Here is a 24,721-nt window from a genome sequence, read left to right on the forward strand (position 1 = left end):
TGTACTCCAAAGTCTTAGAAAACAAAAGCCAACTTTACTATAAAGTTGGCTTATTTAGTTAACTTAGATCACTGCTGTTATAGGTGATTAAAGCCCACGTTTTAACATGTAATACGCTGCATTGTGGCGTAGCTCTGTTTTGAAACCACGGATGCTGGTATCAGCATCGATAATCATCGTTTCAACACCTGCCATTTCAGCAAAATCAACAATCATATCGGTGGTAACAGCTTGGCTGTACGCAGTGTGGTGCGCACCACCGGCATGGATCCACGCAGCAGACGCCACTGATAGATTCGGTTTTGGTTCCCACAATGCTGATGCAACTGGTAAATGCGGTAACTCAGCCGGTGGCGTTACTGTATCTACTTCGTTGATCAAAATACGGAAACGATTACCCATATCAATTGGCGAAACGTTAATTGCCGCACCGGCTTTAGCAGTAAACAATAAACGACCCACATCACATTTCACCCCAATGGTGTGAGTGTGAACTTCAAGGCGTGGTTTTTGCGCTGCAATCGATGGACATACTTCTAACATGTGAGCACCTAGTACTTGGTCGGTATCACCCATGTTATACGTGTAATCTTCCATAAATGAACAACCGCCTTCACGGCCTTCACCCATTACTTTCATGATGCGTACCATAGCGGCTGTTTTCCAGTCGCCTTCACCGCCATAGCCATAGCCTTTAGCCATTAAGCGCTGCGTTGCAAGTCCTGGTAAACCTGATAAACCAGACAAGTCTTCAAAACAGTTAGTGAATGCTTTAAAGCCACCTTTTTCTAAAAAGCGTTCCATACCAAGCTCTAAACGCGCTTCGTTGCGTAGCATCGATACTTTGTAGTCATCTTGCAACGTTTCATCGCTGATCACATAGTCAGTTTTGTATACTTCAAGCTGGGCATCGACTTCAGCATCTGTCACGGTATCAACAACTTTAACGAGCTCAGCTACACCAAAGGCGTGTACTTCATAACCAAAAGTGATTTGCGCTGATACTTTGTTACCTTCTGTAACCGCAACTTGGCGCATGTTATCGCCAAAACGTGCCACTTTAAGTGTTTGGCTCTCAGCCCACCCTTTAGCAGCGCGGCACCAATCATCAATTTGCTTTTGCACGTCAGCACGTTGCCAGTGACCTGCCACTACTTTACGCTCTTTGCGCATTACAGTACCAATAAAACCAAACTCACGATCACCATGCGCACTTTGGTGGGTGTTCATGTAATTCATATCAATTTCAGACCACGGTAACGCGGCATTAAATTGTGTATGAAGGTGTAACCATGGCTTACGTAATTCGTTTAAACCGGCAATCCACATTTTTGCTGGTGAGAATGTATGCATCCACAATACTAAACCCACACAGTTAGGATCAGTGTTTGCTGCTTGGCAAACCGCATGAATTTCTTCAGGTGTTTTTACCGTTGGCTTACAGACTAAGTTAACCGGTAAATTTGCTTCGCTATTTAAACCAGCAACAATTGCAGCGCTATTATCTGCAACGGTGTTTAACACTTTTGGGCCATATAAATGTTGTGACCCAGTTACAAACCAAACTTCTTTCATTGACGACGGCATATATAAATTCCTCTTGTACTTGTTAGCCACGGTTACTTTGGCCGTAGTAGGCATCTTTACCGTGTTTTCTTAAATAATGTTTATCCATCACAGACTTCTTAAGCGCACCTGCATTTTGATCAAGCGTGCGAGTTAAGTAAGCCATGCGAGCAATTTCTTCTAGCAGTGCTGCGTGATACACAGATTGCGCTGCATCTTTACCCCACGTAAACGGTGCATGTCCTGCCACAATCACCATTGGTGCTGCTTTTGGGTCGCGGTCTTTATAAGCATCAGTAATTTGAATACCTGTCTCAAGCTCATAATCGCCATTTACTTGCGCATCGGTAAGCTCACGTGTACAGGTAATGTCACCGTGCACATAATCAGCGTGCGTTGTCCCAAAGCATGGAATACTCTGCTTTGCTTGTGCCCATGCTGTTGCGTAAGTTGAATGAGTATGCGTTACGCCACCAATGTCATTAAAATGACGATACAAGTGAATATGAGTTTTGGTATCAGAAGATGGACGCATACTGCCCTCAACAATGTTGTTTTGTAAATCAACAATTACCATGTCTTCTGCTTTCATTTGGTCATACGAAACACCACTTGGTTTAATCGCAATCACGCCTTTGTCGCGGTCAATTTGCGATACATTACCAAAGGTGTAAATCACCAAACCACGACGTTGTAATTCCATGTTAGCTTCAAATACTTCGCGCTTTAATTCTGTGTAGCTCATGCTTTTGCTCCATCAACATACTGTGCTAACGCTTGATAGTTAGCATAGAGTTCGTTATAAACCGCAACCCGCTCTGGGTTAGGTAAATACTGATGACATACAGCAGAAGCCATAACTTGCTGAGCATCCGCCACTGTTGCATATTCGCCCGCTGCCACAGCAGCCATAATTGCAGCACCAAGCGCACAGCTTTGCTCGCTTTCAAGTACGTCAATTGGGCAGTTCCATACATCCGCACAGGTTTGCATTACGTAATCTGATTTTTTTGAAATGCCGCCAATTACCACTACTGAATCAATCGGCACGCCTTCACTTTGAAAACGCTCAGTAATGGCGCGTGCGCCAAAGGCCGTCGCCTCAACTAATGCTTTAAAGAACTGCGGCGCGTCAGTGCCCATTTTCATGCCCGTCATGGCCATTGCTACGCTTTGATCTGCATCAGGTGTGCGACGACCGTTGACCCAGTCAAGTGCTGTTACATCGGTATTTTTAACCGGTAACGCACTGGCAGCTTTTGATAAATCAACTAAAATTGAGTCTTCAATTTTATTGATCAAGCTTTGTTCAACGTCGTTTAAATTTGCTAACTGGCGAGTTGGCCACAGCATTAGGTTTTTAAACCATGCGTATAAATCGCCAAACGCAGATTGCCCCGCTTCAAGGCCAATCATGCCTGGGATCACTGAGCCATCTACTTGACCACAGATACCTTTAACACAGGTATCGCCAAGTTGCTGTTTTGAAGTAACAGTAATATCACAAGTTGAAGTACCCATTACTTTAGTTAAAACACCTGGACGCACATTGGCAGCAACTGCCCCCATGTGACAGTCAAACGCACCGTAACCTACAACTACATTCTGTGATAAACCAAGTTTATCAGCCCATTGCGCTGTTAATTTACCAGCGACTTGGTCACTTGGTTGGGTTGCTGCATTAAGCGTATCAACCACACCATCTAATAATGGGTCAATATTGCTGAAGAAACTATTTGGTGGGAAACCACCCCATTGCTCATTCCACATTTGTTTGTGGCCCGTTGCACAGCGTCCCAGTGTTAATACTTCTGGGTGAGTGGTGCCACACATCAATGCCGTCATCCAATCACAATGCTCAACCCACGAGTAAGTTGCCGCTTTTACAGCCGCATCATCTCTAAAAATATGTAATGCTTTAGCCCAGTACCATTCTGATGAATAGATGCCGCCCATGTGTGAAAGATAATTAACCTCGTTATTGGTCGCGGCTTTGGTGATCTCATTCGCTTCTTTAATCGACGTATGGTCTTTCCAAAGAATGAACATCGCATTAGGGTTTTCAGCAAATTCTTCAGTCAGCGCTAAAGGCGTGCCTTGGCTATTAATCGCCACTGGCGTTGAGCCTGTGGTATCAAAGCTCATACCTATTACTTTATCCGCAGTTCCCGCAGGTACTTGTTGCCATAGACCATTGACGACCTCAATCAAGCTGTCGATGTAGTCTTGTGGATGCTGGCGAAATTGATCTTTACTTGGAGCGCAATATAAACCTTGCGCCCAACGCGGATAATTCACTAAATGGCTAGCCAGCTCTTTACCTGTGGTTACATCAACAAGCAGTGCTCTTACTGAATCAGAACCATAATCTAAGCCCAATGTATAACGAGACATAAATACCTTTCACTAATTGGATACTAACAATGTTAGTCATTACTGTTATTTGTATGATAATATCAATAATGACGGATTGTAAAGGTATTATAAAAATATTATTAACAGATTTATTCTGAAATATTCGTGACACCTGTGCCCTTTAAACTAATGTTTTGCACTAATAAAGGGCTTAAACCATGTCATAAGCAATGCTAAAAGCCGTTAATTAATTTATTTTGTATGATGAAAATAGGATGTCTATGTCTAGCCAATTAGAACAATTAAAAACCATGACCACTGTGGTTGCTGATACCGGTGATTTTGAAGCAATCGATCAATATAAGCCGCAAGATGCCACTACCAATCCATCGTTATTGCTCAATGCGATTAAAATTGAAAAATACCGCCCACTGGCTGTTGAAGCCGTTGCTTGGGCTAAGCAACAAACAAGTGACAATGCACAGGTGATCAGCAAAGCTGCTGACAAACTGTCGGTACTAATTGGTGCAAATTTAATGGCTCAAGTGCCAGGGTTAGTGTCTACCGAAGTAGATGCGCGCTTATCGTTTGACACTCAAGCAACTATTGATAAAGCCCTTGAGCTTGTTGCGCTCTATAAAGAGCAAGATATTGATACCTCGCGCGTACTGATCAAAGTGGCGTCTACATGGGAAGGTATTCAAGCGGCAAAAGTACTTGAGCAACAAGGTATTCGCTGTAACCTAACGTTGGTGTTTGCATTTGCTCAAGCTCGTGCCTGTGCTGAAGCAGGTGCTTATTTAATCTCGCCTTTTGTTGGTCGTATTCTTGATTGGTATAAAGCAAACCAAACTGATAGCGATTTTAGCGGTGCTAATGATCCAGGCGTACAGTCTGTTGCACATATTTATAACTTCTTCAAAAAGCACGATTATAAAACCATCGTTATGGGTGCAAGCTTTAGAAACATCAGCGAAATCCAATTACTGGCAGGTTGTGATAGATTAACTATCAGCCCAGGGCTATTATCAGAACTAGCCGCAACAGATGCCCCATTAGCGCGTCAACTGACTGCTGCTACTGAAACAGTTGCCCCGCCAACGCCTATGACTGAGCAAGCATTTCGCTGGGAAATGAATCAAGATGCCATGGCCACTGAAAAACTAAGCCAAGGTATTCGCCAATTTGCAATTGACCAAGAAAAACTAGAAGCCATTCTAGCTGAGCTGTTCTAAGCTTCAGTCGTTATATAAAATCAATTCTGCAAATAAAAAAGCCCGCTGATTTAATTAAATCAGCGGGCTTTTTGTTCAGGTAAATTTTTAACCCAAGTTCAAAACAATTAAGCGTCTAGTAACGCATTAGCCTTAGCAACTAGGTTACTCACAGTAAAGCCAAAGTATTCAAGCAGAACTGGTCCTGGCGCTGACTCACCAAAGGTAGTCATACCTAGTACATCGCCATCTTGGCCAACATATTTATACCAAAAATCGCTATGTGCAGCTTCTACCGCAATTTTAGCAACACCAACAGGTAATACACTCTGGCGATAGGCTTGATCTTGCAAGTCAAACTGATTTGTACATGGCATAGATACAACACGAACCTGTTTACCCTGTGCGGTTAGATCAGCTGCTGCATTTACCGTTAACTCAACTTCAGAACCAGTGGCAATAATGATCAGCTCAGGTGTGTGCTCGCTATCAACTAAGATATAGCCACCTTTAGCAACATTCGCTAGTTGCTCTTTAGTGCGCGGCATTGCTTTAGTACCTTGGCGGCTAAAGATCAATGCACTTGGGCCAGCTTCTTTGATTAATGCCTGACTCCATGCAACCGCTGTTTCAACTTCATCACATGGGCGCCAAGTCGACATATTTGGCGTCATACGCAAATTAGCAATTTGTTCAATTGGCTGATGGGTCGGGCCATCTTCACCTTGACCAATTGAATCATGGGTATACACAAAAATACTGTGTGCTTTCATTAATGCCGCCATACGCACAGCATTACGCGCGTATTCCATAAACATTAAGAAAGTTGCACCAAATGGGATAAAGCCGCCATGCAGCGCAATACCATTCATTATCGCGCTCATGCCAAACTCGCGTACGCCATAAAATACATAGTTACCGGCAGCATCATCTTGCAAGCCTTTCGCGTCAGGCCATAAAGTTAAGTTGGAACCGGCTAAATCAGCGGAGCCTCCCATAAGTTCAGGCAAATGCTCAGCAAAGAAGGTAATGGCATTTTGTGATGATTTACGGGTTGCTATGTTTTGCATATCTTCTTGGCACTTGGCAATGTACTGATCAGCAATTTCTGCAAAGTTGCTCGGTAATGATTTAGCCGTTACACGGCGGTTAAATTCTTTACTCAGCTCTGGGTGTGCTTTGCTGTAAGCGGCAAAGGTTTGTTGCCATGCGCTTTCTAAATCTTGGCCTTTGGCTTGGCCATTCCACTCATTGTATAGATCTTGAGGAATTTCAAACGCTGGATGTGGCCAATTTAGTTGCTCACGAACCGCTGCAATTTCATCATTACCCAGTGGTGAACCGTGACAATCATGACTACCCGATTTATTGGGCGAACCAAAACCAATCACCGTTTTACAACAGATAAGCGTTGGCTGATCTGGGTTAGCTTGCGCAGCTTCAATAGCACTGGCAATCGCGGCCATATCGTGACCATCAACGCCACTAATAACCTGCCAACCGTATGATTCAAAGCGTTTTGGGGTATCGTCAGTAAACCAGCCTTCTACTTCGCCATCAATTGAGATGCCATTGTCATCCCAAAAAGCGATGAGTTTACCTAACTTTAATGTACCTGCTAATGAACATGCTTCATGAGAGATACCTTCCATCAAACAACCATCACCTAAAAAGCAGTAAGTGAAGTGATCAACAATATCAAAGTGTGGTTTATTAAATTGTCCAGCTAAGGTTTTTTCAGCAATTGCCATACCAACCGCATTGGCAATACCAGCACCAAGTGGCCCTGTAGTTGTTTCAACCCCAGGTGTATAACCATACTCTGGGTGACCCGGCGTTTTAGAATGCAGTTGGCGAAACTGTTTAATGTCTTCAATACTGACATCATAACCACTTAAATGTAGTAATGCGTACTGCAACATAGAGCCATGGCCGTTTGACAACACAAAACGGTCGCGGTTAGGCCAATCAGGATTCAATGGATTGTGGCGGTGGAAGTTTTGCCAAAGAACAGCAGCAATATCGGCCATCCCCATTGGTGCACCTGGGTGACCTGAATTAGCTTTTTGAACGGCATCGACAGCAAGCATACGGATTGCATTTGCAGATTGAGAACTGGGCAGAGTCATCTGTTACTATTTCCTGTTAATATTATATTATAAATAATATCTCAAAATGTAATATAAATAGCAATCAGAAATCGCCCGAACTCGCTAAAAACAGTTCTTCAGCGCATACAAATGCAGCTCTGCAAATCATTTTCCTAGAACTTAACGATTTGTTGCACAAAAAACAGACAGTGAGGGTAAATGAGAAACCATGAAATAATTTGTAGCTCGTGCTTAGCACGTTAAGCATATCGTCGCCGTAAGCATCCGTAGTGTGGCTTGTAGAAGAGCGCTTTAGCGCCGAATAGTGATCAAAAAACTCGTTTCACTGCCTCGCCACCTAAGCTGCCTGTGTCGTAGGCGCTAAGCTTGCTGGCGCACAAATATACAACACCATTTTCAATATTATCCACCGTAGGCGCTAAGCTTACTGGCGCGACAGTACTTCAAATAAACCAAAGGTTTAACAATCCGTCCATGGAGCTTGGTTACATCGGTCATTACCTAAATGGATTTAGGTACTTAGATTTTGTCGGGAACAAAAATCTGCCACGACCTTCACTTCCTCAGGCTGCACTCTTTGCTAGGTATGCCGTTTACTTTAGGCGTCCTGCCCTTCGCCATAAAGGTCTGCTTCGCAGTTCAAAAATATTCCCGATATTTTTGTCGGTCCCTCGTCACCTAAGCTGCCTGTGCGGCAGTAAACGGCTTAAAGGGCACTTTGTGGAGCGCGTTCCTTTTCTAAGCTGCCTGTGCGGCAGTAAACTATAGAATATCAGCATAAAAATAAGTTACAACAAGCCATTAGGTTAAATATTACTATTTTACCTTATCAAAAACGATATGTTATAACCCATTGTTTTTATAGAGAATTTTAAAGAGAAAAAATAAAGGGTTAAAACCAAGGTATCGTGGCAACTTTACTTAATCCATAAGAATCAAACTTACCATCAATAGGTTTATCTTTTAAATCACTAAACGCAAAGAATTTGCGATGCACTTGTTCTGTTGAACCGCTGAACAAATCTAGATAAGGATTATCAGCAGCACCAAGTACATATTTACATTGTTTGAAAAAATGTGTACGTTGTTTTGAGCTAAACATGGTGCGGGGTCTATTCTTACATGAAGGTGAGTTTAACTATGTAAGGTATTCACTTTGAGTTTGCTAATCTTAAATTAACTGAGAGGCTCACAAACAGACTTCCCTTTCTGCCTGAACTATTTGCTTTAGATCAAAAATCAAACATACTTTCTGTGTGCATCTTCAAAAAACATGACCATAATATTGCAATCGTAATTAACTTACCGACATACTTTGTCACGATTTTTCACTAGCTGGGCTTACAGCTCAATGGTAATGTAGGGTTAGTCACGTTTATAAGTATATAAATTAAATAAATATGTGACACGCCATATTGGCCACTATTAAAGGAGAGTATCTATGGACCCGATAACGCAAGTTCTCAACATGTTATTCACTGTTGAGGCGTTTTTACTCATTTTTGTTTTAGTACTGCTAAAAAGTAGTGTTAAATTTGTGCCGCAAAACCGTGCGTGGCTCATTGAACGTTTTGGTAAGTATCAATCAACTAAAGAAGCAGGCCTAAACTTTATTGTGCCGTTTGTTGATCGTATTGCCGCTGATCGTAGTTTAAAAGAGCAAGCGCAAGATGTGCCGTCGCAATCTGCTATTACCAAAGATAATATTTCATTGATTGTTGATGGTGTATTGTATTTCCGTGTTATGGATCCATACAAAGCCACTTATGGCGTTGATGATTATGTGTTTGCCGTTACGCAATTATCGCAAACAACGATGCGTTCAGAGCTTGGTAAAATGGAGCTGGATAAAACCTTTGAAGAACGTGATGTACTAAATACTAATATTGTTGCGGCAATTAACCAAGCCGCAGATCCTTGGGGTATTCAAGTATTACGTTATGAAATTAAAGATATTGTGCCACCGCAATCAGTAATGGAAGCGATGGAAGCACAAATGAAAGCGGAACGTGTTAAACGTGCACAAATTTTAGAATCAGAAGGTGATCGTCAAGCTAATATCAATGTCGCTGAAGGTAAAAAACAAGCGCAAGTACTAGCCGCTGAAGCAGAAAAAGCCGAGCAAATCCTGCGTGCTGAAGGTGAAGCTAAAGCCATTATTGCGGTAGCCGAAGCACAAGCTGATGCACTACGTAAAGTAGGTGAAGCAGCTGATACTGAGCAAGGTCAAAAAGCCATTCAATTAGACCTCGCCTCAAAAGCAATTGCCGCAAAACAAGCCATTGCTAAAGAATCGTCAGTTGTTTTATTACCCGATAACGGCACCGATGCCAGCTCTATGGTAGCGCAAGCGATGTCGATTATTAATACCTTAAATACCAAACAAAAAGGTTAAGCTGTAAAGGAGCAAACTATGGAGTTCATTACCAATAATTTAGCCCAAACACTGATGATCTTAGGTGTACTGGCACTGATAATTGAAGTAGCAGTGCTGGGAATGTCGACCTTTATATTATTGTTTTTGGGTATATCATTATTTGCAACTGGATTAATGATGAACTTCGCGCTGTTAGAAGACTCATTAACCACCGCACTTTGGAGTAACACCTTGATCACCGCCGCATGCGCTGTTTTACTATGGAAACCGCTAAAACGCATGCAAGATAATGTTGATAATAAAGAAGTGAAAAGTGACTTTGCAGAGCTTGATTTTGTGCTCACTAGCGATGTTGATGAGTTAGGTGTTAGTACCTACTCGTATTCTGGAGTGAGCTGGAAACTAAAAAGCCAGCAACCACTAAGCGCTGGCACCCATGTAAAAGTGGTAAAAAAAGAAGTCGGTGTTATGTGGGTTGCAGCAATTTAACCTAGATGTGGGTATAACACTCTGAATATGCTGTATGATTTTTACCATAAAGCCAGCCAAGAAGTTTTTATCGAATTACTTGGCTTTTTTGTAACAAAAAATATTCGCTAAACCCGCACAACTCTTAGCTAAAACGCAATAAATGAAATATAAAACCACGCAATTGTTAACTGACAATGATTAAATTAGCCTTTAAATGTTAAAACAATTAAAGGCTGCAAATAGACGTATGTTTAACTACTATATTTGGACTTGTGTCTCGCTATAAAACTCGCTAGTTTAACCAATCAGATAATAATAAAAACAAAAAGTAACTGTATGATCAGGGTCGAAAATCTTTGCCGTACTTATGGCGCAGGCGAAACGCAAGTCATTGCATTAAGTAATGTTTCATTGCATATTGAAGAAGGTGAGTTTGTCGCCGTAATGGGCGCTTCCGGTTCAGGGAAGTCGACTTTAATGAATATCCTTGGGTGTCTCGATACACCAACCTCAGGCAGTTATTTGCTCTCTGGTGAAAGTATTAAAGAAATAGATGACGAAAGTTTGTCAGCTATCCGTAATAAAAAAATTGGCTTTATATTTCAAACCTTTCACTTATTAACTCGCCTTAGTGCTCAAGAAAATGTGGCTTTGCCACTGCGCTATACCGACACCCCAAAACAGCAAGCCAGTGAGCGCGCTATGGCGATGCTGGATAAGGTTGGCTTGCAAAATCGCGCACACCATAAACCCTTTGAAATGTCCGGTGGTCAGCGGCAACGAGTTGCTATTGCCAGAGCATTAGTAAACGAGCCAAAAGTCATTTTTGCTGATGAACCAACGGGTAACCTCGATAGTAAAACGTCTCATGAAATTATGCAGTTGCTTTGCTCACTCCACCAGCAAGGGCATACTTTGGTCATGGTAACCCATGAAGAAGATATTGCTGCTTATGCTAAGCGAATTATTCGGATGAAAGATGGCATAGTTATAGAGGATAGCGGATGTTAAAAAATCAATGTTTCAAAGCCTGTTTAGGATTATTACTTTACAGCTTAGCTTTCTCAAGCAACGCGCAAAGTTTATTACTCAGTGGTGAGCTAAAAGCCAGCGATAAGCAAATTTTTTATGCTCCAAAATCAGACAATTGGCGAGTACAAGTACAATGGATGATGAAAGAAGGCGAAATAGCGCAACAAGGTGATGTTGTTGTGGTGTTTGATAGTGGCTCGATTGCCAGTGAAATTGAACAAGATGAAGTAAGTTTAGAGGCCGCCGAAGAAGAGCTGCTTAGGATCACCACTAGCAATCAAGAAAAACAAATAGAAGCTGAGTTTAACTTTAAGCGCACTGAGCTTTTACTAGCGCGTGCCCGCATAGATGCTGCTATTCCACACGCTAACTTAAGTACCTATGATTATCAAAAAAATCAGCTCGAACTTGAAAAAGCCCTGATCAATAAACAAAAATCATCCGAAGAACTCAGCCAAGTTAAAACTGAAAATACCGTTGCGCGCAATAAGCAGTTACTGACTATTGAACAACTAAAAACAGACCTTGCATACAATAAAACGCAACTGGCAAGTATGAGCATTAAGGCACAGCGTACAGGGCCCGTTTTATATGCAAACCATCCGTGGAATGGCGAAAAAGCATTTGTTGGTATGACAGCCCAACCAGGCTGGAAAATTGTCGAAATACCGGCCATGAGTGAACTCTACATTGAAGCCTGGGTACACGAAATTGATTATCAACATTTACAACTTGGCCAACAAGCGCAATTGTTATTTGACGCCTATTTACAACAGCCGCTCAATGCGACTTTAAGCGAAATTTCAACTCAGCCAGAAGAACGCCTTCAGTGGGGCAAAGATGCCTACTTTAGAACTCGCTTTAACTTTAACGCTCAGAATTTAAAACTGTTACCGGGCATGAGTGCAAAATTAACAATCGGAGAAGACTCTGATGAATCATAACGTTTTATGCATAATATTGAGTATGTTGCTATTAACTGCATGTAATGACGATGAGCAACAACATTATCTAGTGAAAAAGAGTGATATTGCTATCACGGTTAATGCCAATGGCGAACTGGAGTCATCAACCAGTGCGATCATTGCCCCGCCGTCAGTTGCCCGTATGTGGCAATACCAAATTAAGACTATGCTAGCGGAGAACACCCAAGTTAAAAAAGGCCAAGTGGTGGTATCGTTTGACGACAAACAAGTTCGCGATAAGCTAATCGACAAACAATCTTCATTAGAGCGAGCAAAAAAACAACTCGAAAATGCGCAAAATAAAGAGCTTATCAAAGAGCAAGAACTGACCCTCAGCGTTGCCGAAATGAAAATGAACTACGATAAAGCTAAACGCAAAGCAGAGATTGTTGATCAATCTCGTTCTGAAGTTGAACGTAAAAAGTCACAAATTGATTTTACTATTGCAAACAACGATCTAACGCTTGCTAAAAGTAAGCAAACGTTTCAGCAACAGAGCAAAGAACTAAACTTAAAAATGGTGCAAAGTAAAGTTGCACGGCTGCAAAGTGAGGTAGACGAGTATTTACAAGATATTGAACGCCTTAAGGTAAAAGCCCCAATTGATGGGCTGGTAATTTATAAAACCAATTATGAAGGTGAAAAGTCATCCATTGGTGAAAGTGTGCAATTTGGTCAGCCTGTTATTGAGCTTGCTGTACTTAAAAATATGCAAGTAAAAGCACAAATCGATGAACCCGACAGCGGTAAAATTGCCCCAGGGCAAACCGTTAAAATAACCATTGATGGCAGTAGCGAACTAGTTGTGTCAGGGAAAATAAAGAGTTTGGGTCGTGTATTTAGAGAAAAGTCATATCAAGATAAGCGTCGGATTGTGGATGCCATTGTTAGTATTGATAATATTGACACCAGTGTTATTCGCCCAGGACTTACTGCGCGCTTAGAGATCACCACCGCTCGCTTACCTCAGGTATTAAGTATTCCTTTAACCAGTTTGCAATATGATCAACAAGGTCCCTATGTTACAACCACTGAAAATAACAAACAATTTATAGAGATAAGTCACTTTACCGATAATCTCGCCGTAGTTAAAAGCGGCCTACAACTAGGCGACGAGGTAAAATTATGAAAACGAGCTTTGCACTTAGCTTAATCGTTACAGCTTTATTTATCAGCGGTTGTTCAAAAGAACATGAAATTCAAAACGCGCTTACTTATACGGTTAGTGAACACAGTTTTAAAACTGAGGTTGAAGCCAAAGGGCATTTGATCGCGGCAAATGAAACCCTGATTGTTGCGCCAGCATCAAGCCGTGGGCCACAAACTTTAGCGTGGTTAATGCCAGAATATAGCCAAGTTAAAAAAGGTCAGGTCATTGCTCGTTTTGATGGCGAACAAATGCGTCGGCAAAGCCAAAAAAACACTAATCAAGCGGCTTTAGCAGCGCAAGATTTAGCACAAAAATCAGGAGAAATAGATAAAGATAAGACTATTTTAGAGCACGATATTGTATTGGTTAATGAAGAAAAGCAATTTGCCGAAGATTACTCAATTGAAGATGAACGCATTCGCTCTAAATTAGATATTTTAGAGTCACAACAAAATGTTGAGTTTTTAAATGCAAAACATAACTACTACGACTGGCAAACTGGCCGTTTTGAGCAAAGTGCCACCGGAGAGTTGATGTTATTAAAAATGAAAGAAGACCAATACAAACAAAAATTAGCAACGTTGAACACTAACCTATCATTGCTTGAGATCATCGCCCCTCACGATGGCTTATTAACCCATAGTACTAATTGGCGCGGCGAAAAACCGCGAGCGGGTGAATCCTTATGGCCTGGTCAAAAAATAGCAGCACTGCCTGATGTTAGCCAAATGCAGTTGATGTTATATGTGTCTGAACGTGAAGCAATCGATTTATCCGTAGGTCAGTCACTTACATTCAAACTTATTGCATTGCCTGAGCAGCAATTTAGTGGCGAGTTAATTGAAGTATCACCGTTTCCTAAATCAATAAAACGCGGCGACCCACAAAAATTTTACGAACTAAAAGCAACGATAAATCAGCAAAGTGACGCTTTACGCCCGGGTTTAAAACTCAATGCGACTATTTTAGTGACACCGCAAAGTGAGCGTTTAGTGGTACCTAAACAAAGTGTTTTTACCGAACAAAATGCGCATTATGTCTATGTTGAAGAAGCTGGCGAATTTGTCAAAAAGACCGTTTCATTAGGCAAACATAACCTTAGTCATGTAGAGATCCTCGCAGGCTTAGCTGCTAATGATGTGATCTCACTCATTGATATAAAGGACATCTGATGAAATATTTAACTTTATTTATCGACACCGCCTTAGAGCTTGCACAGCATAAATTACGTACTTTACTGACTTTATTAGGGATGATATTTGGTGTCGGTGCCGTCATTGCTATGCTCAATATTGGTGAAGGTGCTGAACGTGAAGCCATGAAAATGATTGACTCTATGGGGTTATATAATTTGATTGTTAATGGCAAAGAGTTCGATGAAAAAGAACTCAAAGAGCAACGTAAGCATTCGGCCGGTTTAAGCCTGCGTGATGCCCAAGTTGCCCACGACTCGCTGCCTTTTGTTACCGATTTTGCCGCACAAAAAACCATCGAGACGTATCATATTTTTAGCCAATACAATAACAGCGACGCCAATGCCGTAGGTGTAAGCGCTAATTATTTTCAGCTGTCACATTTTCAACTATTTGCTGGGCGTATATTAAATAAAAACGATCAACAACGGTTTGCTCAAGTGGCAATGCTTGGCGCAAATACTGCCAAGCAACTATTTCCGTTAGGTGACGCACTCGGTCAACAAATAAAAATTAACCACTTATGGTTTAAAGTAGTCGGTATTTTACAAGCGCCTTATTTAAAGAAAAAAGAATTTCAAGGAGTCAAACTCGGTAACGAACAAAACCAAGTATTTATTCCACTTAGTACTGCATTACACCGCTTTGAAAGTGGCTTACTTGATAGTGAAGTCAGCAGCTTGAAACTAGCCATTGATAAATCGGTTGATCCAATTGTTGCCGCACAAGCACTGGAACATTTACTGCAAAATCGCCACAGTGATATTGATGATTTTGAATTAGTTATTCCTGCCGCATTATTAGCCCAGCAAAAACAAACCCAGCAAATATTTAATATTGTAATGTCCTGCGTGGCAGGCATTTCACTCCTGGTTGGCGGTATCGGTATTATGAATATCATGTTGGCGACGGTGCTTGAACGCACTAAAGAAATTGGCTTACTGCGTGCTATTGGTGCAACACAAAAAGACATTCGAATACAATTTATTGCCGAGAGCTTTACCATTTCTATTTTAGGTGGCCTACTGGGTGTGGTATTTGGTATTGGCTTGTCTGAAATTATTTCTATGTACTCGCAGTGGGCGGTATCGTGGTCAATGACCGCCATCGTGCTATCGTTTAGTATTTGTGCGTTAGTCGGCCTTATTTTTGGTGTATACCCCGCGATCAAAGCGTCACAGCTTGACCCTATTGAAGCACTGCAAAGTGATTAACTCGAATGTTAGTAGTTAAAGGAGAAAATTTGGTGAGCAACAACAAACACACCCTTGTTGTCGAAGGTGGTGCAATGCGCGGCATATTTGCCACCGGCGTACTTGATGCGTTCTTAGGGGCACAATACCAACCATTTAATCGCTGCTTTGGTGTTTCTGCTGGGGCAACTAATATTGCGGCTTATTTATGCCAACAAGCTAAACGTAATCATAAAGTGATCACTGATTATTCATGTCGACCCGAGTTTATTAATTTAGCGCGCTTTATCCGTGGCGGACATTTATTTGACTTAGATTGGTTATGGCAAACCACCATGGCTGATATTCGTTTAGATCTTGGCACATTTGCAACACAGAACTGTGAATTTTATATTGTCGCTACCGATATAGACACAGCATCAGCGCAATATTTAAAAGCGACAGCAGAGCAAATGGAGCAACAGTTAAAAGCCTCCTGTGCGATTCCTATTGCTTATCGAGATTACCCAGTCATAGATGGTGTTGCCATGACCGATGGCGGTGTGGCTGATTCAATTCCGATCCGAAAAGCCTATCAAATGGGAGCTGAAGAAATCACGGTCGTTTTATCACAACCACTTGGATATCGTAAAAAAACCAGTAAGGCCCCATGGTTTACACGCCGCATTTATAAAAACCACCCGGCACTTGCCAGTGCATCTTTAGCGCGAGCTGATAACTATAATGCCAGTATTGCGTTTATTCATAATCCACCTGCAGACTGTAAAATAAATATCATCGCACCACCGGCTGACTTTAACGTTGGCCGCACCACTAAAAACTATCAAAAGCTCAGCGATGGTTACCAAATGGGGATTGTGGCTGCACAGCAACATTTGCAAAGCATACAGCTATAGAACAATGATTTTATCTATAAAAAAGTGTGTGGCAGCTTATTTTTTTTGCTGATGTTGTCACAAAACTGCGCGAACCAAACCTTGTGAAAACGAATAAATTTAGACTGTACCTTGTCATTCGTACTCTATTAATAACAAGGTACACTCATTACAGTGTTATATTTTAAACTCATTTACTTGTTGTTGTAACATACTTGCGAGTAAGGCCAACTCCTGTGATGCTTGTGCGTTTTGCTGTGAACTTTCACTCACTGATGCAATACTAGAACTAAACTCGTTGATGTTACTACTTAATTCATTGGCCACCATTTTTTGCTCTTCAGTGGCTGTTGACACTTGCGTGTTCATATCGGCAATTTCGGTTACCTCTTGATTTATTTCAGTTAAAACTTGTGATGAATATTCTGCATGATCAACACTTTCTTGTGCACTACTTTCAGCGTTGCCCATAGCAACAACAGCTTGTTGAGCCATACCTTGTAGCTTGCTGATCATTTCATTAATACTCGCTGTGGCTTTTTGGGTATTATGAGCAAGCTGCCTTACTTCATCGGCAACAACAGCAAAACCACGACCAGAATCCCCTGCTCTTGCGGCTTCAATCGCAGCATTTAAAGCCAGTAAGTTAGTTTGCTCTGCAACGCCTTGGATCATCATTACAACCTGATTTATATCATTTGTTTGTGTATTAAGATCGTTTATTAATTGTGTATTTGTATTTACTAACTTAGATAACGTTTGGATTGAGCTAATATTATCAGCAACGGCTTGCTGCCCTTGTTGTGCTTTACTATCTGCATTAGTGGCTTTTTCTGATGTGGCCATCGCATTTTGTGCCACTTGTTCAATCGCACTACTCATTTGCGTAATGGCTGTCGCAATCATTGTAGACTGTTGCTCTTGCTCTGTGGCTGTTGAGGCCACTTGCTCACTAATTGAGTTCATTTCTTCTGCCGCAGAAGATAAAGTTAACGTCGCCCCAGATACATCGGTTACTAAAGTATGTATACGTGACAACATATTATTAAAGTTTCGCGCAGTATCTGCAATTTCATCTTCACCAAGTACATTGGCTCGTATTCGCAAGTCAGCATTATTTGCAATTTGCGTAATGGTATCGCGCAGCGCCATCAATGGATTTTGAATTGAACGATAAATAAAATAAGCAATGGCTAACAACAAAAAAATCAACAGTGCTACTGATAATTTCATCACTAGACTTACTAACGCAAAGTTTTCGTCGGCTTGTTTTTTAAAGTGATTCGCTTCATTTAATTGCAGCTCTATTAAAGCTTGATAGCTCGCACTTAACGGATCGAATACATCATATAGATCAGTAACAAACTGCTGTTGAGAGAGTGACTGGAAATCCCCATTGCGTATTTTATTCAACAAATTTTTGAGGTGCGCTTGAACTGGCTTAAGTTTTTGTTCAACAGTATTTACTAAGCTTTTTTCTTCACTGATTAAGTCTGTACTAAGGTAAGTATTCCATTCTTTATCGGCTGTATTTTGAGACTGCTGTACTGCCGCTAATAAATCATTTTGGCTTATAGTCCCAGCTCTAAATTTATGAAGTAAATCAACAATATTAACTGCGTAGTTATCTGACACTGTTTTTATCTGTTTCAATGGTACGACACGGTTTTCATATAAACTGTCAATTCCTTTGACTAACCCTCCCATAGTACTAATTGAATATATGGCAGTAATCGTAAATATTACAACAGGTAAAAGCGCTAATACAATTAAACGGGAACGGACCAAATAATTATTTAACATAGTATTCCAAAGCTACATCTTTAATATTTACAAGTATAATACGTAATTCAAAAGCCTCTACGTTTTTATAATATTTTTTGCGAAAATAAGGTATTATAATTTTGCTATACTAGAGTCATAAAATTTTAAGTTATAGCTCAATGATGAAATTGTATAATTTTGGCGTGCTCTGGTTATTGTTATTGCCTCTGGCGTTTACTAGCTTTGTACACGCAAATGAAGCAATCGTTAATCTTCATTTAGCCAGCCCCAGCAACACCGATACCCCTCGTAATCACTATATTCATGCGCTGTTAACGCTCGCCTTTGCTGAGCAAGGAAAACAGGTTAATTTTATATACTCCATTAGACCAATGAATAAAAAACGCGTGGTGGAAGAGTTGTCAAAAGCAAGCAGTATTAATTTAGCTTGGCTATCGCTCCCTGCTACTAGCTACCCAGATTTACATCATACCTCATTGTCAATTTACCAAGGTTTACACGGCAAGCGATTACTAATAATTAATAAAAATCAACAACCGCGCTTCGCTGAAATATCAACTTCAGCACAGCTTAAGCCTTTAATCGCATTACAAAAGCAAAGTTGGTCTGATTATGATGTACTTATCCGCAATGGCTTCACTGTTAATGGTGAGCTAGATTATAAAGGCATGACTAGAGCACTCGAGACAGGTTTGGCAGATTATTTTCCTCGCTCTGTATCAGCTATTGCCGCTGAGGTGACTAAACTGCAGCATCAAAACTTAATGATTGAACCAACGATCATGTTGCAATACCCGAGTCATTATTATTTTTACACTCATAAACAAAACGATGCTTTACTAATGGAGTTAGAGGCAGGGTTACTAAAACTTCAAAAAAACGGTAAGTTTGCGCAGCTTTATCAACAATTTTTTGGTGAAAAAGAACGAGATCTCGCATTATCATCGAGAAAAGTTTTTCACCTAAATTAGCGACACCATAGCTCACATTACTTATTGCGAGCTAACAACTAAGTCAGTTCACAATAGGGTCAAGCACCCTAATAAAGTAAATACTTAAATGAAGATTGAACTCGCCCAATCCAATTTTGTAAGCTAGCTTATAACTATAGATGAAGGCATCCGCTTGTTTTGCCCTATATACTGAATACTCTCATGGATAAGGCCTTATTATGATGCGTAAATTGTGGCAGGTAGTCGTTTATCTGATGATATTTTGTGTTGGCTTTGTTGCGGGGTTATACACACTGCCAATTTTAACGGCCCCACCATCCCCCAGCAAACTTGAGCTAGCCACACATGCTCAGCAAGCACTTTATAGTGGTGAATTCAAAGCTGACCTCGCAGGCTCCGATGCTTTGCATTATGGTAACGGCCAAGTCAGATTAACCAATGCAATGATCTCTTTTGATGGCACCTTGAGCCCAGGCCCAGATTACCAACTTTATTTAGCTAATCGCTTTATTGATAATGAAGCCGATTTTTTAGCCTATAAAGGCACAATGACAAGGGTTGCAAGCATAAATACATTCGATGGTTTTATAATTAAGGTGCCAGCCGATATTAATATTGCACGCTTTAACACTGTTATTGTGTGGTGTGAGAGTTTTGAACAATTTATAACCGCGGCTCAGTACCAATGAACAAGTACTGGGAAACAACTGCTTTAAAAGCAACAGAGAGTTGCGGCACAGACTATTTACCAGTTTACTTATTATAAAAACACTATCAGCCAACGAACTTAGCGGGTCGGTTCAAAACCATCATAGTGTGGGATATCAGCATTTATTTGCTCCCAATTCGCTTTTGAGCTGACAAAATTATGACTAATTGGCCGCTCTGTAATATCACTATCGAGTATACCCAGACGCAACCTTAGTCTGCTTATATCATCAAGGTTTTCACTGTAAATTGGGCTACCGCATGCACTACAAAAATAGCGGATACGCCCTGGTTTAAATTCAAAGCTGCTTAACCACTCATTGCCTTTGGTTACTTTAAAGTCAACACGAGAGATAAATCCATTGGTTGCAAATGCAGTGCCACTGGCTTTACGACACAACGAGCAGTGGCAATGAATAATGCTCTGGATCGGGCCATCAATTTGCACTGTGACCTTGTTACACAAACAACTTCCTTGATACATGCTAAAACTCTTTAAAAAAATAAGCCTAAATACTAGCACAATTTTTTATCCAAAAAAGCCGCCTTTGGAGAGGGCGGCTTGGGTGAACAAACAGCTATGGGTGGGAGCTGTTATATCAAGAGACTATAATTTGATTTATGCTACGCGTTGCTCTTCACTAGGTGTTTGACGAATTAAGTAATCAAATGCCCCTAGGCTTGCTGTTGCACCACTGCCCATCGCAATGATGATTTGCTTAAATGGTGTGGTCGTTGCATCTCCCGCAGCATATACTCCCGCTAAAGATGTCGCTCCTTTTGCATCTATTATTATTTCGCCAAACTGACTGAGTTCAACATTACTGTCTTTTAACCATTCAGTGTTAGGTATTAAGCCAATTTGCACAAATATACCTGCTAAGTTTAACTGTTTGTTCTCACCTGAGGTGCGGTCAGTATAGCTTAAGCCCGTCACTTTTTTACCATCACCGAGTACTTCTGTAGTCTGGGCATTCTTAATAATGGTGATATTCTCTAAGCTATTGGCTTTACGAATAAGGACGTCATCGGCGCGTAACGTATCTGCAAATTCAAGTACCGTAACGTGCTCAACAATATTAGCTAAATCAATTGCCGCTTCTATACCCGAATTACCACCACCAATAACGGCAACAGGTTTGCCTTTAAATAACGGTCCATCACAATGTGGACAATACGCTACACCATGACCACGGTATTGTTGTTCACCAGCTACGTTCATTTCACGCCAGCGAGCGCCCGTTGCCAGTACTAACGATTTAGTACTGAGCACAGCTCCGTTTTCAAGCGTGATTTCATAACCATTTTTATAACTAAGAGCGACGGCTCGTTGATTATGCATGACATCTACATCGTACTCTTTAACATGCTCTTCAAGCTGAGCTACGAGCTTAGGCCCCTCGGTTGCTTTAATAGATATAAAATTTTCGATTGCTAGCGTATCAGCTACTTGTCCACCAAACCGGTCAGCAACAATGCCCGTATTTAAGCCCTTACGTGCTGAATAAATTGCTGCAGATGCACCAGCAGGACCACCACCTACGACAAGCACATCAAATTGTGATTTTTCATTGAGAGAAGCGGCTTGGCGCTCTGCCCCTTTACTATCAACTTTATTTAAAATATCAGTTAAGCTCATCGCACCTTGGCTAAAGGGCTGGCCATTTAAGTACACCGCGGGTACTGCAAGTATATTTCGCTGCTCTACTTCATCTTGAAATAATGCCCCATCAATCATAGTTGCTTTGATGTTGCTATTATTAGCAGCCATTAAATTAAGCGCTTGTACGACTTGCGGGCATGTTTGGCAACTTAATGAAATATACACTTCAAACTCAAGTGGCTGAGTCAGTGACTTGATTTGGTCAAGATCTGCAGCCGACGCCTTACTCGGATGCCCGCCCGTATGTAACAACGCTAATACCAAACTGGTAAACTCATGCCCCATCGGCACACCAGCAAAGGTAATTTGGCTATCTCGAATAGGTGAAGATACCGTTATTGATGGACGGCGTACGCCACTATCTGGATTATCTCGCACCAAAAATTTGTCGCTCAACGACGCAATATCGTTGGCTAAATTGTCAATTTCTATTGATTTTTTGCTGTCATCCAAGGCGATAATTAGCTCAACAGGATCAGCAATAGCTGCAAAGTGACTTTTTAATTGATTTTTAATGTTGGTATCTAACATGACTTACCCTTGTTTTAGCAAAAATGCCCATCATCACGCTAATGTGCTTAATAAAATTGTGATGATGAGCCTTCAAGCATATTAATGCTTTGTAATAGTAGATTTAAATTTTGCCAACTAAATCAAGCGATGGTGCTAATGTTTCTTCACCTGGCTGCCAAGAAGCCGGACATACTTCACCATCATGAGTCGCAATGTATTGTGCCGCTTGTACTTTACGTACTAGTTCTTTGGCACTACGGCCAATACCTAAATCATGTGTTTCAATGATTTTGATTTCGCCCTCAGGGTTCATTACAAACGTACCGCGAAGTGCTAGGCCTTCGTCTTCGATCATTACACCAAAGTTACGTGTAATACGTCCTGTTGGGTCACCGATCATAGGGTAAGTAATTTTACCAATAGTGTCTGATGTATCGTGCCATGCTTTGTGAGTAAAGTGAGTATCAGTCGATACTGAGTAAACCTCTACACCCATTTCTTGTAATTGCGCATAGTGATCTGCAACATCACCCAGTTCCGTAGGACATACAAAGGTAAAATCAGCTGGGTAGAAAAAGAAAATAGACCACTTACCTAAAACATCTTGTTCTGATAGTTCAACAAAATCACCATTGTGGTAAGCCGTTGCATTGAAAGGTTGTAATTTAGTGTTAATTAATGAAGTGCTCATAGTATTCCTCATTTGTTTATTTAAAGTGTAAACAACGCAGGTTGCTGCGTTGGCTTGAGTAATACAATAAGGTGTAAATAAAAATTAATAAAATTGATTGTTTAGATTAATTCAATCGATTTTATTGACTGAATCGGTCATTGTCATCTGGACAGATAGGGCTAAAGCTTTTTTTGCGTCTAATGTTACAATGCTCACTGAAAAATATCGCGAATACGTATTTTTAGTTAATTTTGGGGTAAGCCATGAATAAATTCATCAATCATATCCAGTTAGGCTATTTAGGCTTATTGCCCTTTTTAGCGTGTGTCGGTTGGCCGTTATTAGTCGGTAGTAATAACTTTAATATGCAGTTTTTTACTTTTTATAGTATTGCGATTTTGGCTTTTATGAGTGGTAACTTATGGCATGCTGGACAACAGAGTTATCGAGATGCGGTTAAGGCTATACTACCGATTTTACCGCTTGGCTTTTTAGCTTTTTTACCACAACACATAACCTTGGCTTGGTTAGCGGTTAGTTTTTGGCTGGTATTACTATTTGAAAAAACCAGCCCGCAATGGCAAAGCTATCATGCTGATTATCAAAAAATGCGCTTTGTATTAACCTCAGTGGTGTTTGTTTGCCATATATTAGTAATAGGCATTAGTTTATACCCTAACTAGCTCGCCCTTTAAAACGGATTAATGTACCATCCGTGCACTGCTTTTTGAGGAACTAAAATGATAGACCAATTGCGCCAACAGCTTGATCAACTCGGTGAAAACTATGTTGAGAAAAGCGCTCATTTCAAAATTAAAGTGATCCCTTTTTTTTGTGCTATTCAAATCAAGAAAGATCATAAGAGTGAAGGCCGATTATCGTTTTATTCTAATCAATGGCTTGAAATTGCACTCGTGGTACTCTTTTTACTGTTTGGCTTAATGCTCTTCGATCCTGACGCAGGCTTTACTCATGGCCCTATTCATATTGCGTTTGCAGTATTAATCACGTTTAATTTAATTATCAAACAAATCGCGATTGAAGGACTAAAGACTCGCTTAGCGTTTTTACGTTTAATTGATCATGATGCTAAAAACACACCACTAGAATAATTGAATTAATGTATTTAAATCCTAATTGGCGGATCCTTACCGTTGGCGATGGCGACTTATCGTTTTCTCATGCTTTATCTACTGATCTAAAGCCGGCCAAGTTAGTTGCTTCTACCTATGATAGTGCAGCCACGATCACCTCCAAATATGCTGATAACGCACTAAATGCACTGCAAGATCATCACATTACGGTACTTGATAGTTTTGATGTGACTGACCCACAAGCCTGGCAACGCTTAAATGGCGAGCTATTTGATGTGGTGATTTTTCAATTTCCGCTTATTCCTGCTTTTGTCGGGGAGAGTGCTTATCGTGAAAACACCCAAACAACCAGTATGAACACCCTCAACCGGGCTTTGCTACACCAATATATTAAATATGCCACCAGCTATGCTCTTGATAACAATGGCCCAATGTTGTGCTACATCACCTCAAAAGATGTTAAACCATATCGTGAGTGGAATATTGAAGGCAGCTTAAATTATGGCTTAGCATCACGCTATATCGGCCAAATGCCATTTGATATCAGTCCTTTCCCTGGCTATAAAATCCGTAATGTTGATCGTGACAAACACGTAAAAGACACCAGTGGCACCACTTATGTATTCAGCCCCAAAGAAACGACTGAACTCCATAATCGATTAACTATACCAAGCTACTTAGCAGTTGATAGCTGTTCGCTGTGCCGAGTAGGTCCATTTCAAGCCAGTGAAGATAAACAAAAACACCTATTAGCTAAAAAGCACCAACAAATGTTAGGCTTTGAGGCAGACTGGCAAGCTTGGCTTGCACAATTCAACAATCAGGAGTGA

The 24,721-nt window shown here is 40.9% G+C and carries 23 protein-coding genes; 14 read left to right on the top strand and 9 right to left on the bottom strand.

What is annotated here, in order from left to right:
- Nucleotides 1–87: 87 nt before the first annotated feature.
- From araA to H5187_RS07370, 3 genes are read right to left on the bottom strand one after another with little or no spacing between them, the layout of a single operon-like run.
- Nucleotides 88–1,587 (bottom strand): L-arabinose isomerase, encoded by a 1,500-nt coding sequence (gene araA / locus H5187_RS07360; RefSeq protein WP_182784223.1) that lies wholly within the window; start codon nucleotides 1,585–1,587, stop codon nucleotides 88–90.
- A gap of 22 nt (nucleotides 1,588–1,609) precedes the next feature.
- Nucleotides 1,610–2,311 (bottom strand): L-ribulose-5-phosphate 4-epimerase, encoded by a 702-nt coding sequence (locus H5187_RS07365; protein WP_182717779.1) that lies wholly within the window; start codon nucleotides 2,309–2,311, stop codon nucleotides 1,610–1,612.
- Complete coding sequence (locus H5187_RS07370) at nucleotides 2,308–3,960, bottom strand: ribulokinase (RefSeq protein ID WP_182797677.1); 1,653 nt, start codon at nucleotides 3,958–3,960, stop codon at nucleotides 2,308–2,310. The genes H5187_RS07365 and H5187_RS07370 overlap by 4 nt, the downstream gene beginning before the upstream one ends.
- 242 nt (nucleotides 3,961–4,202) lie before the next feature.
- Here H5187_RS07370 and tal point away from each other — a divergent pair, with 242 nt between their 5' ends.
- On the top strand, nucleotides 4,203–5,156 hold the full coding sequence (gene tal, locus H5187_RS07375; protein ID WP_182784227.1) for a transaldolase: 954 nt from the start codon (nucleotides 4,203–4,205) through the stop codon (nucleotides 5,154–5,156).
- A gap of 107 nt (nucleotides 5,157–5,263) precedes the next feature.
- Here tal and tkt read toward each other — a convergent pair whose 3' ends face one another.
- On the bottom strand, nucleotides 5,264–7,264 hold the full coding sequence (gene tkt / locus H5187_RS07380) for a transketolase (protein WP_182797678.1): 2,001 nt from the start codon (nucleotides 7,262–7,264) through the stop codon (nucleotides 5,264–5,266).
- Nucleotides 7,265–8,138: 874 nt separating this feature from the next.
- Nucleotides 8,139–8,348, bottom strand: coding sequence for a type I-F CRISPR-associated endoribonuclease Cas6/Csy4 (cas6f, locus tag H5187_RS07385; RefSeq protein ID WP_182717775.1), 210 nt, complete (start codon nucleotides 8,346–8,348; stop codon nucleotides 8,139–8,141).
- Between the two features lie 339 nt (nucleotides 8,349–8,687).
- Between cas6f and H5187_RS07390 the strand changes: the two genes are divergently transcribed.
- The 8 genes from H5187_RS07390 (at nucleotide 8,688) to H5187_RS07425 (ending at nucleotide 16,523) form a co-directional block, all read left to right on the top strand.
- Nucleotides 8,688–9,641, top strand: a complete 954-nt coding sequence (locus H5187_RS07390) for a slipin family protein (RefSeq protein WP_145234179.1) — start codon at nucleotides 8,688–8,690, stop codon at nucleotides 9,639–9,641.
- A gap of 18 nt (nucleotides 9,642–9,659) precedes the next feature.
- Nucleotides 9,660–10,112 (top strand): NfeD family protein, encoded by a 453-nt coding sequence (locus tag H5187_RS07395; protein ID WP_145234181.1) that lies wholly within the window; start codon nucleotides 9,660–9,662, stop codon nucleotides 10,110–10,112.
- Between the two features lie 318 nt (nucleotides 10,113–10,430).
- Nucleotides 10,431–11,105, top strand: a complete 675-nt coding sequence (locus H5187_RS07400) for an ABC transporter ATP-binding protein (RefSeq protein ID WP_182717774.1) — start codon at nucleotides 10,431–10,433, stop codon at nucleotides 11,103–11,105.
- Complete coding sequence (locus H5187_RS07405) at nucleotides 11,099–12,070, top strand: efflux RND transporter periplasmic adaptor subunit (protein WP_182717773.1); 972 nt, start codon at nucleotides 11,099–11,101, stop codon at nucleotides 12,068–12,070. Before H5187_RS07400 ends, H5187_RS07405 begins: the two co-directional genes overlap by 7 nt.
- Nucleotides 12,060–13,220 carry an efflux RND transporter periplasmic adaptor subunit gene (locus H5187_RS07410; protein ID WP_182717772.1) on the top strand — a complete coding sequence of 387 codons (1,161 nt, stop codon included), beginning with the start codon at nucleotides 12,060–12,062 and terminating at the stop codon, nucleotides 13,218–13,220. Before H5187_RS07405 ends, H5187_RS07410 begins: the two co-directional genes overlap by 11 nt.
- The gene (locus H5187_RS07415; RefSeq protein WP_182717771.1) at nucleotides 13,217–14,413 is read left to right on the top strand and encodes an efflux RND transporter periplasmic adaptor subunit; all 1,197 of its coding nucleotides are present in this window, start codon (nucleotides 13,217–13,219) and stop codon (nucleotides 14,411–14,413) included. Before H5187_RS07410 ends, H5187_RS07415 begins: the two co-directional genes overlap by 4 nt.
- Nucleotides 14,413–15,648 (top strand): ABC transporter permease, encoded by a 1,236-nt coding sequence (locus H5187_RS07420; RefSeq protein ID WP_145234192.1) that lies wholly within the window; start codon nucleotides 14,413–14,415, stop codon nucleotides 15,646–15,648. Before H5187_RS07415 ends, H5187_RS07420 begins: the two co-directional genes overlap by 1 nt.
- Before the next feature lie 29 nt (nucleotides 15,649–15,677).
- On the top strand, nucleotides 15,678–16,523 hold the full coding sequence (locus H5187_RS07425) for a patatin family protein (RefSeq protein ID WP_259398468.1): 846 nt from the start codon (nucleotides 15,678–15,680) through the stop codon (nucleotides 16,521–16,523).
- Between the two features lie 156 nt (nucleotides 16,524–16,679).
- Here the strand turns inward: H5187_RS07425 and H5187_RS07430 are convergent, their stop codons facing one another.
- Entirely contained in the window at nucleotides 16,680–18,305 is a 1,626-nt protein-coding gene (locus tag H5187_RS07430) for a methyl-accepting chemotaxis protein (protein ID WP_182717769.1), read from the bottom strand.
- Nucleotides 18,306–18,445: 140 nt separating this feature from the next.
- Between H5187_RS07430 and H5187_RS07435 the strand changes: the two genes are divergently transcribed.
- Nucleotides 18,446–19,258 carry a transporter substrate-binding domain-containing protein gene (locus H5187_RS07435; protein WP_259398462.1) on the top strand — a complete coding sequence of 271 codons (813 nt, stop codon included), beginning with the start codon at nucleotides 18,446–18,448 and terminating at the stop codon, nucleotides 19,256–19,258.
- A 200-nt stretch (nucleotides 19,259–19,458) separates the two neighbouring features.
- Nucleotides 19,459–19,929 (top strand): DM13 domain-containing protein, encoded by a 471-nt coding sequence (locus H5187_RS07440; RefSeq protein WP_145234199.1) that lies wholly within the window; start codon nucleotides 19,459–19,461, stop codon nucleotides 19,927–19,929.
- A 98-nt stretch (nucleotides 19,930–20,027) separates the two neighbouring features.
- On the opposite strand, the gene H5187_RS07445 is transcribed toward H5187_RS07440, so the two are convergent.
- From H5187_RS07445 to ahpC, 3 genes are all read right to left on the bottom strand, one after another.
- The gene (locus H5187_RS07445) at nucleotides 20,028–20,432 is read right to left on the bottom strand and encodes a GFA family protein (protein WP_182717767.1); all 405 of its coding nucleotides are present in this window, start codon (nucleotides 20,430–20,432) and stop codon (nucleotides 20,028–20,030) included.
- Between the two features lie 135 nt (nucleotides 20,433–20,567).
- Nucleotides 20,568–22,142, bottom strand: coding sequence for an alkyl hydroperoxide reductase subunit F (gene ahpF / locus H5187_RS07450; protein ID WP_182797679.1), 1,575 nt, complete (start codon nucleotides 22,140–22,142; stop codon nucleotides 20,568–20,570).
- A gap of 103 nt (nucleotides 22,143–22,245) precedes the next feature.
- Complete coding sequence (gene ahpC / locus H5187_RS07455) at nucleotides 22,246–22,815, bottom strand: alkyl hydroperoxide reductase subunit C (protein ID WP_145234205.1); 570 nt, start codon at nucleotides 22,813–22,815, stop codon at nucleotides 22,246–22,248.
- Between the two features lie 245 nt (nucleotides 22,816–23,060).
- Here ahpC and H5187_RS07460 point away from each other — a divergent pair, with 245 nt between their 5' ends.
- From H5187_RS07460 to H5187_RS07470, 3 genes are read left to right on the top strand one after another with little or no spacing between them, the layout of a single operon-like run.
- Nucleotides 23,061–23,480 (top strand): DUF3429 domain-containing protein, encoded by a 420-nt coding sequence (locus tag H5187_RS07460; protein ID WP_182797680.1) that lies wholly within the window; start codon nucleotides 23,061–23,063, stop codon nucleotides 23,478–23,480.
- Nucleotides 23,481–23,537: 57 nt separating this feature from the next.
- Complete coding sequence (locus tag H5187_RS07465; RefSeq protein ID WP_145234209.1) at nucleotides 23,538–23,909, top strand: hypothetical protein; 372 nt, start codon at nucleotides 23,538–23,540, stop codon at nucleotides 23,907–23,909.
- Between the two features lie 8 nt (nucleotides 23,910–23,917).
- Nucleotides 23,918–24,721 (top strand): class I SAM-dependent methyltransferase, encoded by an 804-nt coding sequence (locus H5187_RS07470; RefSeq protein ID WP_182717765.1) that lies wholly within the window; start codon nucleotides 23,918–23,920, stop codon nucleotides 24,719–24,721.

This window comes from Pseudoalteromonas sp. SG44-1 (genome assembly GCF_014164315.1).
Classification (GTDB): Bacteria; Pseudomonadota; Gammaproteobacteria; order Enterobacterales; family Alteromonadaceae; genus Pseudoalteromonas; species Pseudoalteromonas rhizosphaerae.